12 protein-coding genes are annotated in these 14,090 nt (G+C 70.7%); 10 read left to right on the forward strand and 2 right to left on the reverse strand.

Annotated features, from left to right (window positions below; translation table 11 throughout):
* The first annotated feature begins 62 nt into the window (after positions 1 to 62).
* Positions 63 to 1,934: a serine/threonine-protein kinase gene (locus OV207_RS22415; RefSeq protein WP_267557141.1), complete on the forward strand. Its 1,872-nt coding sequence runs from the start codon at positions 63 to 65 to the stop codon at positions 1,932 to 1,934.
* 19 nt (positions 1,935 to 1,953) lie between these two features.
* On the opposite strand, the gene OV207_RS22420 is transcribed toward OV207_RS22415, so the two are convergent.
* Positions 1,954 to 3,588: a putative metal-binding motif-containing protein gene (locus OV207_RS22420; protein ID WP_267557143.1), complete on the reverse strand. Its 1,635-nt coding sequence runs from the start codon at positions 3,586 to 3,588 to the stop codon at positions 1,954 to 1,956.
* A 35-nt stretch (positions 3,589 to 3,623) separates the two neighbouring features.
* Positions 3,624 to 4,466: a hypothetical protein gene (locus OV207_RS22425; protein WP_267557144.1), complete on the reverse strand. Its 843-nt coding sequence runs from the start codon at positions 4,464 to 4,466 to the stop codon at positions 3,624 to 3,626.
* Between the two features lie 137 nt (positions 4,467 to 4,603).
* On the opposite strand from OV207_RS22425, the gene uppS reads away from it, so the two are divergent.
* The 9 genes from uppS (at position 4,604) to OV207_RS22470 (ending at position 14,012) form a co-directional block, all read left to right on the forward strand.
* Positions 4,604 to 5,398: a polyprenyl diphosphate synthase gene (gene uppS / locus OV207_RS22430; RefSeq protein WP_193428236.1), complete on the forward strand. Its 795-nt coding sequence runs from the start codon at positions 4,604 to 4,606 to the stop codon at positions 5,396 to 5,398.
* Positions 5,395 to 6,225 carry a phosphatidate cytidylyltransferase gene (locus OV207_RS22435; protein ID WP_193428235.1) on the forward strand — a complete coding sequence of 277 codons (831 nt, stop codon included), beginning with the start codon at positions 5,395 to 5,397 and terminating at the stop codon, positions 6,223 to 6,225. The genes uppS and OV207_RS22435 overlap by 4 nt, the downstream gene beginning before the upstream one ends.
* 84 nt (positions 6,226 to 6,309) lie before the next feature.
* Positions 6,310 to 7,941: an RIP metalloprotease RseP gene (gene rseP / locus OV207_RS22440; protein ID WP_267557145.1), complete on the forward strand. Its 1,632-nt coding sequence runs from the start codon at positions 6,310 to 6,312 to the stop codon at positions 7,939 to 7,941.
* 12 nt (positions 7,942 to 7,953) lie between these two features.
* A complete protein-coding gene (locus OV207_RS22445) occupies positions 7,954 to 8,436 on the forward strand; it encodes a septal ring lytic transglycosylase RlpA family protein (RefSeq protein ID WP_420715254.1) in 483 nt (160 codons plus the stop codon).
* Between the two features lie 24 nt (positions 8,437 to 8,460).
* Positions 8,461 to 9,195, forward strand: coding sequence for a tRNA (adenosine(37)-N6)-threonylcarbamoyltransferase complex dimerization subunit type 1 TsaB (gene tsaB, locus OV207_RS22450; RefSeq protein ID WP_267557634.1), 735 nt, complete (start codon positions 8,461 to 8,463; stop codon positions 9,193 to 9,195).
* Between the two features lie 67 nt (positions 9,196 to 9,262).
* Positions 9,263 to 10,294, forward strand: coding sequence for an aspartate-semialdehyde dehydrogenase (locus tag OV207_RS22455; RefSeq protein WP_267557146.1), 1,032 nt, complete (start codon positions 9,263 to 9,265; stop codon positions 10,292 to 10,294).
* Between the two features lie 127 nt (positions 10,295 to 10,421).
* A complete protein-coding gene (locus OV207_RS22460) occupies positions 10,422 to 11,468 on the forward strand; it encodes an MXAN_2561 family MXYO-CTERM-anchored protein (RefSeq protein ID WP_267557147.1) in 1,047 nt (348 codons plus the stop codon).
* The gene (locus OV207_RS22465) at positions 11,465 to 12,187 is read left to right on the forward strand and encodes an MXAN_2562 family outer membrane beta-barrel protein (RefSeq protein ID WP_193428231.1); all 723 of its coding nucleotides are present in this window, start codon (positions 11,465 to 11,467) and stop codon (positions 12,185 to 12,187) included. The genes OV207_RS22460 and OV207_RS22465 overlap by 4 nt, the downstream gene beginning before the upstream one ends.
* Before the next feature lie 10 nt (positions 12,188 to 12,197).
* Positions 12,198 to 14,012 carry a PKD domain-containing protein gene (locus OV207_RS22470; RefSeq protein WP_267557149.1) on the forward strand — a complete coding sequence of 605 codons (1,815 nt, stop codon included), beginning with the start codon at positions 12,198 to 12,200 and terminating at the stop codon, positions 14,010 to 14,012.
* The last annotated feature ends 78 nt before the right edge of the window (positions 14,013 to 14,090 follow it).

Below are 14,090 nucleotides of genomic sequence, written 5' to 3' on the forward strand. Positions count from 1 at the left end.
CGGACGCTCGACCCTCGAGGTCGTTTCACTTTTCCGGAAAACCGTGGGAAACCTCGGCACCAATGCAACTGGGGAAGTACCAGCTCGTTCGGAAGCTCGCGTCGGGGGGCATGGCGGAGGTGTTCCTCGCCAAGGCTGCCGGGCCGCGTGGCTTCGAGAAGACGCTGGTGCTCAAGCGCATCCTTCCGCACCTGGCGGAGGATGAGGCGTTCGTGGAGATGTTCCTGGGCGAGGCGAAGCTGGCCGCCCAGCTGGACCACCCGAACGTGGTGCAGATCTTCGACTTCGGCGAGGCCGACGGCAGCTACTTCCTGGCGATGGAGTACATCGACGGGCCCACGCTGCGCCGGCTCATCAAGCGCTCCACGGAGCAGCAGGCGCCGCTGCCGGTGGCGCTGTGCGCGAAGATGGTGGCCTGCGCCGCGGAGGGGCTGGCGTTCGCGCACGAGCTGGCGGACCCGGAGACGGGGACGCCGCTGGGGCTGGTCCACCGCGACATCAGCCCGGAGAACGTGCTGGTGTCCCGGCAGGGCGCGGTGAAGGTGGTGGACTTCGGCATCGCGAAGGTCGCGGGGCAGAGCCACCGCACGCAGACGGGCGTGGTGAAGGGCAAGGTCGCGTACATGCCCCCGGAGCAGCTCCAGGCCCGGAACATGGATGCGCGCGTGGACGTGTACGCGCTGGGCATGGTGCTCTACGAGCTGCTCACCGGCCGGCGCCCCTTCGACGCGGCGACGGAGGTGGGCATGATGCAGGCCATCCTCTTCGAGCCCTTCGTGCCCGCGGTGGAGCGCCGCCCCGACCTGCCCCCGGCGATGCAGCGCATCCTGGAGCGGGCGCTCGCGAAGGACCGGGTGGAGCGCTATCCGGACTGCCGGGAGCTCCAGGCGGACCTGGAGCGGTTCGTGATGTCCCAGGGCGAGCCCGTGGGCGCGTTCCAGATTGCCCGGCTGGTGGCGCAGGTGACGGAGAACGCCTCGACGCCGCCCACGCCCGTGGCGGCGAAGGTGCGGGAGACCGCGGTCCTGGACGTGGAGGCGCCGGGAAAGCCGAAGCTTCGTCCGGAAGGGGAGGCGCCGCGAGCCGCGGAGGCGTTGACGACGCCGATGCCTGCCGGGAAGGGCACGGCGTGGGGTGCGAAGGCCGGCGCGGAGAGGGCGGATGGCCGTGGACGGGACTCCATGGAGGCTCCCGCGCTGACGGCGCAACCGGCGCTGTCGGGTTCCTTCGATGCGGCAACGGATCCCGCGACGCCTTCCGCGGGCAATCTCCTGCCGCGAGGTGCGTCGCCCGCGCGACCCGTGGTTTCTCCGCCGGCTCCAGCGCGTGGCGATGCCGTGGAGTCCGCGAGTCCGGTGGGGAAGCCCGCTTTGCGCCGTGGGGTGGTGGTGGCTTCGGTGGTGGCCCTGGGCGCGCTGGTGTCGGCGGGGGGATGGGTCGTCCTCGGGTCGGGTTCAAAGCCCGTGGCGCCCGTGGTGAAGGGCGATTCGCCTCCGAAGGACCCGACGCTCACGAACGGAGCCCCGGAGGATCCGCTTGTTCCATCAGGAGCCCTGGCGGTCGTGACCGACGCGGGGGTCGAGGACGCAGGCGCTGGCGAAACGGACGCGGGCGCTGAGGAAGCGGATGCGGGTCCGACTGACGCTGACGCGGGCGCGGCGACCACATCGCCAGATGCGGGCCGTCCCGTGAGGCCGTCGAGGCCTCTTCGCCCGTTGGCCAAGGGAAGAGTGGAGTTCCGGATCCGTCCGTACGCGACGGTGTATCTGGACGGCAAGAACCTGGGGCAGACCCCGTTCGGTGTCGTCGAGGTCACGGAAGGGACGCACCGGGTGCGGCTCGTGAACAGTGACTTGAAGAAGGACGTGACCCGGACCTTTGCGGTGAAGGCCGGCCAGGACAATCTCTTCAAGCTCAACCTGCTGACGGAGTGATTCGCGAGGAACCCGACGTTCAGGGTTTGTACCGCAGCACGGTGCCCTTATGGCCCACGGCCCATATCTCCGTAGGGAGTGGCCCGTCGATGTTCGTGAGCGGCTGGAGCCCTGTGTAGACCGTCTGCCAGGTGCTGCCGTTGAACAGGTGGATCCTGCCTTCGAGGCTGGAGACGTAGACCCCGCTCCGGCCGTAGGCGACGACGTCCGTCAAATGCTCCGAGCCCATCAGGGGCGGTAGCATGCGCCAGACGCCGCGCTCGCGCGCCAGCACCGAGCCGTTGTCAGCCACCGCATAGGCCAGTCGGCTGTCCACCACGTCCACGCTCAAGAGGCCGCTGCTGTGGGGCGCATCCAGGTCTTCTTGCAACCAGGGGCCACCGTCCGGGTTGAAGCGGAACGCCGCCGGTCCACCATCCGACCGGACGCCCACGGCCAGCAGGGTATCGGTCGTTCCCTCTCCGTCCACCGCTCTCAGGCTGGCGGGAACCATGTCGAGCTGGGTGACGGCGCCCGACACGTTGAAGGGCATGGACCAGTGGAAGATCTTCCCGTTGCTGGCCACGGCATAGACCCCCTGGACTCCGCCGTCCTTCGCACTTTCAAGGCCGGTGATACCCGTAAGGTCATTCGAGGCGGATGGAGGACTCGTTTCGTAGCAGGTGGTCACTCCGGGAATAGTGGAGGCCAGCCCGTTGCTGGCCGACGCCAGGAACACCTGTCCGTCACGGCTGCTCCACGCGGCCCTCCAGAATCCTGAGCAGCCCTTCGCGAGCGAGTGATCGCCCACGTGGGACACCACTCCTGTCCCCGTCGCGAGCCATGTGTTGTTGGGCGCATAGGCCGCGAGCGCGGTCCAGTCGCTGGTCCCCGCATCGGGCTGCATCACCCAGGACGAGGTGGAACAGCCCTCATCCACTCGCCCATCGCAGTTGTTGTCCAACCGGTCGCACATCTCTGCAATCCCCTGCGCGATGAACGGGGAGTTCTCATCACAGTCCAACGACTGCGGGGACGCGCCCGGCACCGGAGGTGTGCAACCCATGCCTGCGGGTGTACCGGCCCAGCCATCGCCATCCTCATCGACGAACCAGGGAATGAAGGCCTCGGTCTCACCGTCGGCGCAATTGTCATCCACGCCATTGCAGACCTCCTGGGCTCCTGGGTGGCGTTGTGCGTTGTGGTCATCGCAGTCCGTGCCGCTGGTGCCCACATCGACATAGCCGTCCCCATCCACATCCGTTGCAGACACCACGAGCTGGACACCCAGCACGCTCCCCTTCGGAACCTCTACCTGTTTGCGGGCCTGGGCCAGAGACGTCCCCTCGCAGTTGGCATAATGGGCCGTCGCGACCAGGTCGAACGCGGTGCCCTGTTGCTCCGAGAGCAGGACGCGAAGGTGGGCCGGGTTGTTCGGGGTGACTTGCGTGGTCCCCTTCAGCGAAGTGGTGGCGAGTTCCCGCTGGTCGCGGTCCTGGAGCGACACCCGGACACAGCCCGGGCTGAAACCCTGGGCCTGGACCTCCACGGCGACTCCCCGGTCGCAGGTCGCGTTCTCCGTCAGCCGCAGGGTCGCGTCCTGGAAGCCCCGGCCCACATCCGTGCAGAAGCGCTGGACCTCGACGGCCTCCTTGCTGGGCACGGTGCAGCCCACGCCCAGCCACACTCCGGCCACCGCGAGCCACGCCCTCACGGCGTGCCCGCCTCGGCCGAGGGATCGCTCAGGAAGTACGCAGTGACGGCGCCCACCGCCGCCGCCAGCGCGGTGCCGAACAGGACGTTCGCCACCACCGCCTGACCGCGAGCGTCCTCCAGGTGTCCGTCCACGGCCGAGGACAGCTCCGCCTCGCGCGCGGAGTCCACGTTGCCGCGCGACTGGAGCCCGAACAACGTCCCCGCGCCTCCCGCCGCCACGCCGGTGCCCAGCAGCACCCACGACAGCGTCGGCACCTTCCGCACGGAGGTCCGCTTCGCATCCACCTTCAGGTCCACGCCGGGCGAAGCCACGGTCGCCACCGTCCGCGAGGGCGACGTCGGGGCGGCTCCCACCGTCCGCTGCACGGGCGCATCCGCTGGACGGGGCGTCACCTCCGGGACTGGTTGCGCCACCGCCGGCCGGTCGCGCTGGACCTCCTTGCGCACCGACTCGAAGTCGTCCTCCACCTTGGGCGACACCTTCACCGGCAGCTTCGCGTCCGGCGTCAGCACCAGGCCCGCCCGGAACGAAGCCCGCGCCTCCTCGCGCCGGCCCATGTCCGCCAGCACGACGCCTTCATAGAGGGTCGCCGACGCCCGCTCCGCGTCGGACCGGGCCAGTCGCTTCGCCCGCGTTACCGTGGCCAGCGCCTGCTCGTACTCCAGGTCGTCATGGAGCCGGGCCGTCTCCGCCATCGCGGCCGTGAAGTAGTCCCTGGAGGACGCCGGAGCCGGAGCCCCCACCGCCTGTCCGAAGGCCGGCCCCCCACCAAACAGGCACAGGCCCACCAGGCCACCCAGCAGTCGGAACCGGCCCAGGGCATCAGGAGTTTTCATGGAAGCCCACTCTATCCGGCCCTTTGTGCCCCATGAACCGTTCAACCCCGGCAGGCGACCGGCCAGCGGGGGAGGGGGACCGGCCGGCCACGCGCCCGTGGACGCGACGCGAAGCCACCGCTAGGGTGCGCGGCTTCATGGATCGCCCCACCGTGTTGCCCACCCCTCTCGAGGTCCAGGTCAAGGCCCGGCCTCTCCCGCGCCATGTGGGCATCATCATGGACGGCAACGGGCGTTGGGCGGAGCTCCGGGGCCAGCCGCGCCTGGAGGGCCACCGCGAGGGCAGCGTGAGTGTGCGGGAGGTGACACGCACCGCCCGCCGGGTGGGCGTGCAGGCCCTCACCCTCTACGCCTTCTCCTCCCAGAACTGGGCTCGCCCCGCCGAAGAGGTCGCCGGGCTCATGGAGCTGCTGCGCGAATATCTTGAGTCCGAGCGCGCGGAGATCCTGGACAACGGCATCCGCCTCAACGCCATTGGCGAGGTGGAGAAGCTGCCGCGCTACGTGAAGGACCCGCTGGAGCGGCTGATGGCCGACTCCGCCCACAACACCGGCATGGTCCTCACCCTGGCGCTCTCCTACGGTGGCCGCGAGGAGCTGCTGCGCGCCGCGCGCTCCCTGGCCGAATCCGTGGCCCGGGGCGAACTGGACCCCGCGCACCTGGGCGCGGACGACCTGGAGTCGCGGCTGTGGACCTCCGGGCTTCCCCCCGTGGACCTCGTGGTGCGCACCAGCGGCGAACAGCGCATCTCCAACTTCCTGCTCTGGCAAGTGGCGTACGCCGAGCTGTGCTTCACCGACGCCCTCTGGCCTGACTTCCGCACCGAAGAGTTCCTGCGCTGCCTGTCGCAGTACCAGGGCCGCGAGCGGCGCTTCGGACTGACGTCCGCCCAGCTGAACCGGGACGAAACACCCCAGCGGGCCAAGGCGTGAACGAGAAGAACAAGAACCTCCTCATCCGCATCCTCACGGGCATCACCCTCTTGCCGCTGGTGCTCCTGCTGCTGTTCCTGGGCGGGTGGTACAGCGCGGTGCTGCTCGGCGCCGCCGCGGCCGTGTGCACCGGTGAGTACTACCTCATCACGCAGAAGCGCCTGGGCGCCGCCGCCTGGGTGGGCATGGCCGCCGCCTTCCTCATGCCGCTGCTCCCCCTGAAGGACGCCGCCCGCACGGGCGAGACGGCCTTCTGGGTGACGTCCGTCTTCTTCTTCTTCGCGTGGATCTACAACCTGTTCCGGGGCGCGCTCGCGGAGGCCCCCACCCGGGCCGCGCACCTCGTCACGGGCTTCCTCTACGGCGCCATCGGCCTCACCGCGCTGTCCGCGCTGCGGCTCCTGCCCGAGCACGGCCTGGCGTGGGTCATCTGCGCGCTCACCATCACCTGGGCCAACGACACGCTCGCGTACTTCGCGGGCCGCTTCCTCGGGAAGCACAAGCTCTACCCGGCCGTCAGCCCGAACAAGACGTGGGAGGGCTTCTTCGGCGGCATGGTGGGCTCGGTGCTGGGCATGTTCATCGCCCGGGGGTTCTTCTTCCCCGTCTTCACCGTCTGGGACTGTGTGCTGCTGGGCATCTTCGGTGGACTGCTGGGCCCCGTGGGCGACCTGTGCGAGTCCATGCTCAAGCGCGCGTACGGCGTGAAGGACTCCGGAAAGCTCATTCCCGGACATGGCGGCGTGTTGGATCGCATCGACGCGCTCGTGTTCAACGCGCCGCTGGTGTTCGTCTATGTGCAGTTCGTGAGGCACCTGCTGCCCTAAGTGCCTGTTTTCGCGCCTGCCCGTCTGCCTCGCGCACGTCGTTGCGCGTTGTCCAGGTCGGGGGGCGCGATTACTGTTCGGCCCATGCTCCAGAACCTCGGGTTCTTCATCCTCCTGCTGGGCGTGCTCGTGACGGTGCACGAGCTCGGCCACTTCCTCGTGGCCAAGGCCTGCGGGGTGAAGGTCCTCAAGTTCTCCATCGGCTTCGGGCCGAAGCTCATCGGCTTCACCAAGGGTGAGACGGAGTACCAGGTGGCGCTGCTGCCCCTGGGCGGCTACGTGAAGATGGCGGGTGAGCTGCCCTATGAGGAGCTGTCGCCGGAGGAGGCCTCCCGCAGCTTCCTGGCGCAGCCACCCTGGAAGCGCGGCCTCATCGTGCTGGCGGGCCCGGCGTTCAACCTGGTGTTCCCCATCTTCGTGTACTTCTTCGTGTTCCTGGGCCCCCAGGAGACGCTGTCCACGCGCGTGGGCATGGTGTCGCCGGACATGGCCGCCGCCGCCGCGGGCATCCGCCCCGGAGACCGCATCCTCAAGGTGGAGGGCGAGCCGGTCCGCACCTTCGACGACATGCGCGACGCGTTCGTCGGCAAGTTCGAGCGCCCGGTGCCCATCACCCTGGAGCGCGACGGTCAGCAGCAGGTGGTGCAGGTGACGCCGGAGCGCAGCTCGGAGGTGTCCCCGGTGGACACCGTCGAGCGCGGGATGATTGGCGTGAGCCCCTATCCGCAGCCGCCGGTGGTGGGCGTGCTCGCGGGCTCGGCCGCGGCGAACGCGGGCCTCAAGAGCTTTGACCGGGTGCTGTCCGTCAACGGCGTGCACGTGCAGGACGAAGCGGCCCTCTACCGTGAAGTGGCCAAGGTGCCGGAGGGCTCGCCGCTGGCGCTGAGCGTCGCGCGGCTGTCGCCCGTGGCGGTGGGCGTCGTCTCCGGCCGCGTGCCGGAGGTGAAGCAGGTGTCCCTGTCGCGTCAGGCCGGCGAGGGCCCCGCGGCGCTGGGCGCCGAAGCGGTGGACCTCTACGTGGCGACCGTGGCGTCGGGCAGCGTGGCGGAGGGCGCGGGCATCCAGCCGGGTGACCGCATCGTGGCCATCAACGGCACGCCGCTGAAGTCCTTCAACAAGCTGGCCACGGTGCTCAACGGCCTGCAGGCGCAGCCCTTCACGCTCACGTGGCGCGGCGAAAAGGGTGAGCGCACGGAGAAGCTGGCGCAGGCGCCGCTCAAGATGCGCGACGACTACGGTCAGACGAGCGCGCCGCTGGTGTTCGGCGTGCGCCCGTGGAGCTTCAGCAGCGCGGACCTGCCGCCGGTGGAGAAGGTGACCATCGACCTGGGCCCGGTGGCCGCCTTCAAGGAGGCCGCGCTCATCGTCCCGAAGATCGTCGGGCAGATGGTGCAGGTGCTGGGCGGGCTGGTGGTGGGCAAGGTGTCGCCCAGCACGATTGGCGGCCCCATCATGATGTACCAGCTCGCCGCGAAGAGCGCCGAGCAGGGCATGGACAGCTTCCTCAACCTGATGGCCATCATCTCCATCAACCTGGGCGTGATGAACCTGCTGCCCATCCCGGTGCTGGATGGCTTCCAGCTGCTGTCCGCGGTGTGGGAGGGCATCCGCCGCCGCCCCATCCCCGTGCGCGTGCGCGAGGTGGCGAACATGGTGGGCCTGGCGCTGCTCCTGCTGTTGATGCTCCTGGCCGTGACCAACGACGTGACCCGCTGACCCAAAGAGGTGATGATGCGAGGACGTACCGCGCTCCTGCTGATGGGGATGGGACTGTTCGCCGGTTGCGCGACGCGCGCGACAAAGCCCCCGCCCCCGGAGACGGCTTCGGGCAAGGAAGACCCGAAGGTGACCCGCCGGGACAAGATGCCGGGCACGTACCTGGGCGAGGGCATCGCGTCCTTCTACGGCCCCGGCCTCCACGGCCGGCCCACCGCCAGCGGGGAGAAGTTCAACCAGAACGCGATGACCGCGGCGCACCGCACGGCGCGCTTCGGCTCCTGCGTGAAGGTGCTGAACATGGAGAACGGCCTCCAGGTGGAGGTGCGCATCAACGACCGCGGCCCCTTCGTGGACGGGCGCATCATCGACGTGTCGAAGGCCGCCGCGAAGACGCTGGGCATCCTGGACAAGGGCCTGGCGCGCGTGCGGCTGTACCGGTGCGGCGCGCGCGTGTCACAAGTGCCGCTGGACCTGTGGGCCATTCCGGCCTGAGGGACGAAGGAAGGGACGTTGCCCGTGTTGCTCGCGCTGGACACCTCCACGCTGACGCTGTCGCTCGCCCTGGTGGAACGCCAGGGGGACGCCCTGCGCACGGTGGAGCACGTGGTGGTGCTTCCGCCGGAGAAACAGAGCGAGGCCCTGCCCGGCGTCGTCGGTGAGCTGCTCACGCGCCACGGCCTGAAGCTGACGGACCTGGAGGGGCTGGCGGTGGGCCTGGGGCCGGGGTCCTTCACCGGCCTGCGGATCGGACTCGCCACGGTGAAGTCGCTCGCGTACGCCACGGGCCTGAGGGTGGCCGGCGCGTCGTCGCTGGCGGCGGTGGCGCTGGAGGGCCCGGAGGGCGTGCCGCTGTTCTGCCTCGCCGTGGCGCGCCGGGACGACCTCTACCTGGGCGCCTACCGCCGCACCGGCCACACCGTGGAGGCGCTCGCCGAGGAGACCGCGATGTCGCCGGAGGAGGTGGCCCAGCGCATGGCCGCCGAACCCGGGGCGGTGGCGCTGGGGCCGGCGCTCACGGACTACCGGCAGGCGCTGGAGAAGCACGGCGTCGCGCCGCACCGGCTCCTGTCCGGGCCGGCCTTCCCGTCCGCGGTGGAGGTGGGCCGGCTCGCGCGGCTGCCGGACGCCTATTCCATGCAGGCCCTGTTCGCGCTGGAGCCGCACTACGTCCGGGCGTCGGAGCCGGAGCGCAACCCCAAGTTCCCGCCGCTGCCGGGCCCCGCGCCCACGTCGCGGCTCAAGGAAGACTGACCGCTTTTCAGAAGGGCTCCGCGCGTCGTGCTCGCGCCCCTGGGGACGGTGGCGTAAAGGAGCCCTCATGAAAGAGAACCTTCAAATCGCGGTGGTGGGTGCCACGGGCGTGGTGGGCCGCGAGGTGCTGGCCGCGCTGTACGCGCGCGACGTGCCCATGGAGCAGGTGCGGGCCTTCGGCTCGGAGCGCTCCAAGGGCCTGGAGGTGGAGTACGGCGAGGACACGCTGGAGGTGGAGCTGGCCACGCCGGACGCCTTCAAGGGCGTCCACCTGGTGCTGCTGGCCACCCCGGCGGAGGCGTCCCGCACGCTGGCCCCGGCCGCGCAGGCCGCGGGGGCCTGGGTCGTGGACGCGAGCCCCGCCTTCCGCGGCGACGGCAACGTGCCGCTGGTGCTCCCGGGCTTCAACACGGAGGCCCTGGGGCCGGGCTTCACCTTCAAGGGCCGGGTGGTGTGTCTGCCGGGCATCGTCACCAGCGCGACGGTGCACCTGGTGGAGCCCCTGCGCCGCGCGTTCGGTGTGGTGCGCGCGCAGGTGACGGCGCTGATGGGCGCCTCCAGCGCGGGCGTGCGCGGCATCTCCGAACTGGAGAAGCAGACCGCGGACCTGCTGTCCGGCCGCGAGCCGGAGCCCCAGGCGTTCCCCCACCGGGTGGGCTTCAACCTGGTGCCCCAGGTGGGCGGCTTCATGGTGAACTCCCCCTGGACGGAGGAGGAGGGGGGCTGGACGCTGGAGGCCGCCCGCCTGTTCGCCGCCCTGGGCGAGGTGCCCGTCCTGGCCGGCACCGCCGTGCAGGTGCCCACCTTCCACGGCCACGGCCTCACCGTGAACGTGCAGCTCAAGAAGCCGGGCCCGGTGGAGCAGGTGCGCGCCGCGCTGAAGACGTCCCCGTCCCTCAAGGTGCTGGACGCCCCGGGCGAGCGCATCTACCCCATGCCCATGCTGGTGATGGCCGACCCCGCCATCCACGTGGGCCGGGTGCGCGCCTTCCCCCAGGCCCCGGAGTGGGTGACCCTCTTCGCGTCGGTGGACAACGCCGGCCGGGCGGCCGCCCAACTGGTGGAGGCCGGCCTCAAGCTCACGGAACGTCCCTCCTGACAATTTGGCACGGCCCTTGGGGATGGCGTGTCTGTTTGGCGCGCGAACCCGGGGCTTTTGCCGGTGAACGGGCCGTCCGGACGGGTGTTGTCGGTGGCCCCGCGCTTGCTAGCCTTCCGCCCCATCCATGCGCCTTCCCTTTGTCGCCCTCCTGCTCTTCGCCCTCCCGGTCGCGGCCCAGACGGGGACCGCGGTGCAGTTCACCACGACGGCCTCCACCACCACGACGGTGGTCTCGTCCCGGGCGAACTGCGCCACGCCACGGCGCTTCAACTGGAACCGGACCGGGAGCCTCTGCAACGGGGGCACCCTCTATTTCTATGTCACCTCGGGCAGCTGCGGGTCGCAGCCCGCGACGACGGACCTGGTGCTGGACACCGTCACGGTGAACTCCGCCACCACGGGCTCCGTGAACTTCTCCGTCAGCGAAGTCCTCGCCAAGCTGGCGACCCCGACGACGTGCGACTCACAGCAGAAGGAGATCACCTTCAAGCTGTGCGCCTCCACGCCGACGATCTCGGACTCGTTCAACCTGACCTGCTCGTCCACCTACTCCAACGTGGGCTCCCCCGCGTATGAGGTGAAGTACGACCCCGAGCCGCCCGCGACGCCTTCGATTGGCAAGGTCATCGCGCGGGACTCGGCGCTGTCGGTCCAGGTGGACAACGTGGAGACGGACTCCAACGTCATCGTGGAGCTCAACGCCATCCTGACGGCGGATGCGGGAGTGCCGGGTGATGACGACGCGGGCATGGACGAGGACGCGGGCACGGACGACGCGGGTGCCGACGTCGATGCGGGCGCTGACCTTGATGCGGGCGCGGACGTCGATGCGGGCGCGGAGGCCGACGCTGGCACCACCCCCGTGGAGGGTGAAGGCCCCACGCTTCGCTTCAACAAGGCGGCCGGTGAAGGCAACGTGCTGGCGACGGGGCTCATCAACGGGGTGACGTACCGGGTCCGTGCCAGGGTCGAGGACGAAGCGGGCAACGTGAGCGCCGCGTCCGCGGAGGTGCAAGGCACGCCCGTGAAGAGCAATGGTTTGTTCGACGCATACAAGAACGCCAACGGCCAGGAACAGGGCGGTTGTGCCGCCACCGGCGGAGGCGTCGCGGGCGGCGCGGTGCTGGCGGCGCTGGGCATCTGGCTGTCGTCTCGGAGGAAGGTGTCATGAGCAGCAGCAGGGCAGTGGGGCTGGGAGTCGCGGCGCTTCTCTTGGCGGTTCCGGCGGTGGCGCAGGAGGTGACGATCCCCACGCGCTCCCCGCGCACCGGCGCGATCATCTTCCGCGGTGGCGGCTACAAGCCTCGCATCGACTACGAGAAGGGCCTCACCGGCACTCCGTACAAGGACACCTTCGGGGACTCGTCGCTGCTGCTCATCGAGCTGGAGCTGCAGCGCTTCTTCTACCAGGGCATCGGCACGGCGGGCCTGGGCTTCTCCGCGGGTTACGGGGAGAAGTACGCCAACGCGGTGCTCGCGGACGGCGGCGGCGCGGCGGCGGACAAGGCGGCCCTGAAGGTGGTGCCCCTGCAGCTCAACGGCTTCTACAAGTTCGACTACGCCGCCTTCAAATGGGGCGTGCCGCTGGTGCCGTACGGCAAGCTGGGGCTCGTCTACTCACCGTGGTGGATGACCAAGGGCAGCGGCACCGAGGTGGTGGGCGGTGACACCGCCAAGGGTGGCCGGTGGGGCTACGCGGCCACCGCGGGCGTGTCGTTCCTCCTGGACGTGCTGGAGCCGCGCTTCGCGCGCGACTTCGACTCCGACCTGGGCGTGAACCACTCGTACCTCTTCGCCGAGTACACCTACGCGGAAGTGAACAACTTCGGCAGCGCGGGCCTGAACCTGGGCAGCCGGCGCTGGATGTTCGGTCTGGCGTTGGATTACTAACGGAACGCCCATGGCGTCCCGTCCCCGCGCGCTCCCGTCCTGTCTGCCGCTCCTCCTGTTGACGGTCGCCGTGGGGCTCGTCGCCCCCGGCTGCCGGAGCGTGAGGCCCGACCTGGGCCCGGAGCGGACGCTGGAGGCGGGCGTGCCGGAGTCCTTCGGCTCGCAGAACGAGAAGGCGCCCTCCGTCACCTGGGACTTCGGGGACGGAACGCCGCCCCGGACGGCGCCGGGCGTGCGCCACGCGTGGGCCACCGAGGGCCGCTACACGGTGCGCGCGCTGGACGGGGAGAAGGAGCTGGCCCGGGTGGTGCTCACCGTGGTGCCGCGTCCGGTGCTGCGCGCGGTGCCCGAGGACGCGCAGACGGTGCTCTGGGTGCCCCGCCTGCGCGGCAACGTGGAGGGCCTGGTGGACTTCTACGCGCGGGCCATTGGCTCGGGGAATGCCCGGCGTTCGCTGGAGGAGGCGCCGCTGGTGCCGCTGCTGCTGCGCAGCCTCTCGGGCGGCCCCACGGTGGTGGACCCGGAGGAGGGCTTCGGCTTCTTCCTGATGCCGGGCTTCGACGGCGTGGTGGCGCTGCTGGGCGTGACGGACATGCGCGCGGCGCTGGAGGCCGTCTCGCGCGAGCTGCGGAGCGCCGGCCACCGGGTGCTGCCCCGGGAGGATGGGAGCGCGCGCGTGGAGCCGGTGGACGGCGGGCACGCGATGCTGCTGTTCGCGGACCGGGGCTACGTGTACCTGGCGGTGCCGGACTCCCCGGACGCGCCTGAGCCCGGGGAGACGGTGAAGGCGCTGGCGGTGGAGTCGCCAGGGTCGCCGGACGTGAACGTCGTGCGCCGCCGCGTGGAGGCCCTGTCGGGGCCGGGCGTGTCGGAGAACGCGCTGCTGGGCGAATTGCGCGGCAAGGTGCGCGACGGCAGCGTGTTCCTCTTCTCCGCGCCGCCGGTGCCGGAGGGGGAGCAGGACGACATGCCGGTGCGGGGCTTCTTCGGCGCGCTGGCGGTGCAGGCGGATCAGGCGGAGCTGGACGGCTTCCTGTCCTCGTCCCGGCCGCTGCTGGGCGCGACGCGGGGCCCGGCCTCGGCGCTGCTCGGGCGCGCGGCGGCGGGGCCGGTGGCGGCCGCGCAGCTGTCCGTGCCGCCGGAGGAGCTGGCGCGGCTGGTGTTCGGCTCGCCCGGTTCGCCCCGACGGCAGCGCACGCTGGAGCGCTGGCGCACGCAGGGGCTGGACGCGGAGGCGCTCTTGAAGGCGCTGCGCGGGGACGTGGCGATGCTCGTCTACTTCGACGCGGCGGCCTTCTTCCAGGGCTTCATCCGCGACCAGCGCCCGGCGCCCAAGGGCACCGTGGTGATGGAGGCGGGGCTCACGTCGCTGCCGCCGGTGCTCCAACTGGTGCAGAAGCAGCTCCAGGACAACGGGCTCGTCTTCCAGAAGGAGACGCAAGGGGACACCACGCGCTTCCGCACGCGGCTGCTGGAGCAGCCGGTGTCGCTGTCGCTCAGCCCGGAGCGCGCCACGCTGGAGGCGGGCGAGGTGCTGGCCGGCCGTGAGCGGGGCGACGTGGGCGCGACGCTGCGCACGCGCTTCGGCGGGGAGGCGTTCGGTCCGGGCCACCTGTCGCTGATGGTGGACCTGGGGCGGCTGCGCGCGGACCTCGCGGGCGCGCGCTCGGTGCCGGGCGTGGGGCAGGGGCAGCTGCTGGCCAGCCAGGTCTTCGTCGGCGCGCTGCTGGAGCGCCTCACCCCGCTGGAGTACGGGTTCCTCGACTTCGCCCCCACCGAGGGGGGAGGTCGGCTCCGGGGCCGCGTCGTGTTGCGCGAGCGCTAGGTCGGTCGCCGCAGGGCGCACCCCTGCCTTGGGTCCTGTCACTTGTCGCTCCCGACGCGGGAGCCCTGGAGGGCGTTC

The organism is Corallococcus sp. BB11-1 (assembly GCF_026626625.1).
Lineage (GTDB): Bacteria > Myxococcota > Myxococcia > Myxococcales > Myxococcaceae > Corallococcus > Corallococcus soli.

Bases quoted from the DNA above. Each gene is read 5' to 3' on its own strand.
- OV207_RS22415 (WP_267557141.1), top strand. From the start codon at position 63: ATGCAACTGGGGAAGTACCAGCTCGTTCGGAAGCTCGCGTCGGGGGGC.
- OV207_RS22425 (WP_267557144.1), bottom strand. From the start codon at position 4,466: ATGAAAACTCCTGATGCCCTGGGCCGGTTCCGACTGCTGGGTGGCCTG.
- uppS (WP_193428236.1), top strand. From the start codon at position 4,604: ATGGATCGCCCCACCGTGTTGCCCACCCCTCTCGAGGTCCAGGTCAAG.
- rseP (WP_267557145.1), top strand. From the start codon at position 6,310: ATGCTCCAGAACCTCGGGTTCTTCATCCTCCTGCTGGGCGTGCTCGTG.
- OV207_RS22445 (WP_420715254.1), top strand. From the start codon at position 7,954: ATGATGCGAGGACGTACCGCGCTCCTGCTGATGGGGATGGGACTGTTC.
- OV207_RS22455 (WP_267557146.1), top strand. From the start codon at position 9,263: ATGAAAGAGAACCTTCAAATCGCGGTGGTGGGTGCCACGGGCGTGGTG.
- OV207_RS22460 (WP_267557147.1), top strand. From the start codon at position 10,422: ATGCGCCTTCCCTTTGTCGCCCTCCTGCTCTTCGCCCTCCCGGTCGCG.
- OV207_RS22465 (WP_193428231.1), top strand. From the start codon at position 11,465: ATGAGCAGCAGCAGGGCAGTGGGGCTGGGAGTCGCGGCGCTTCTCTTG.
- OV207_RS22470 (WP_267557149.1), top strand. From the start codon at position 12,198: ATGGCGTCCCGTCCCCGCGCGCTCCCGTCCTGTCTGCCGCTCCTCCTG.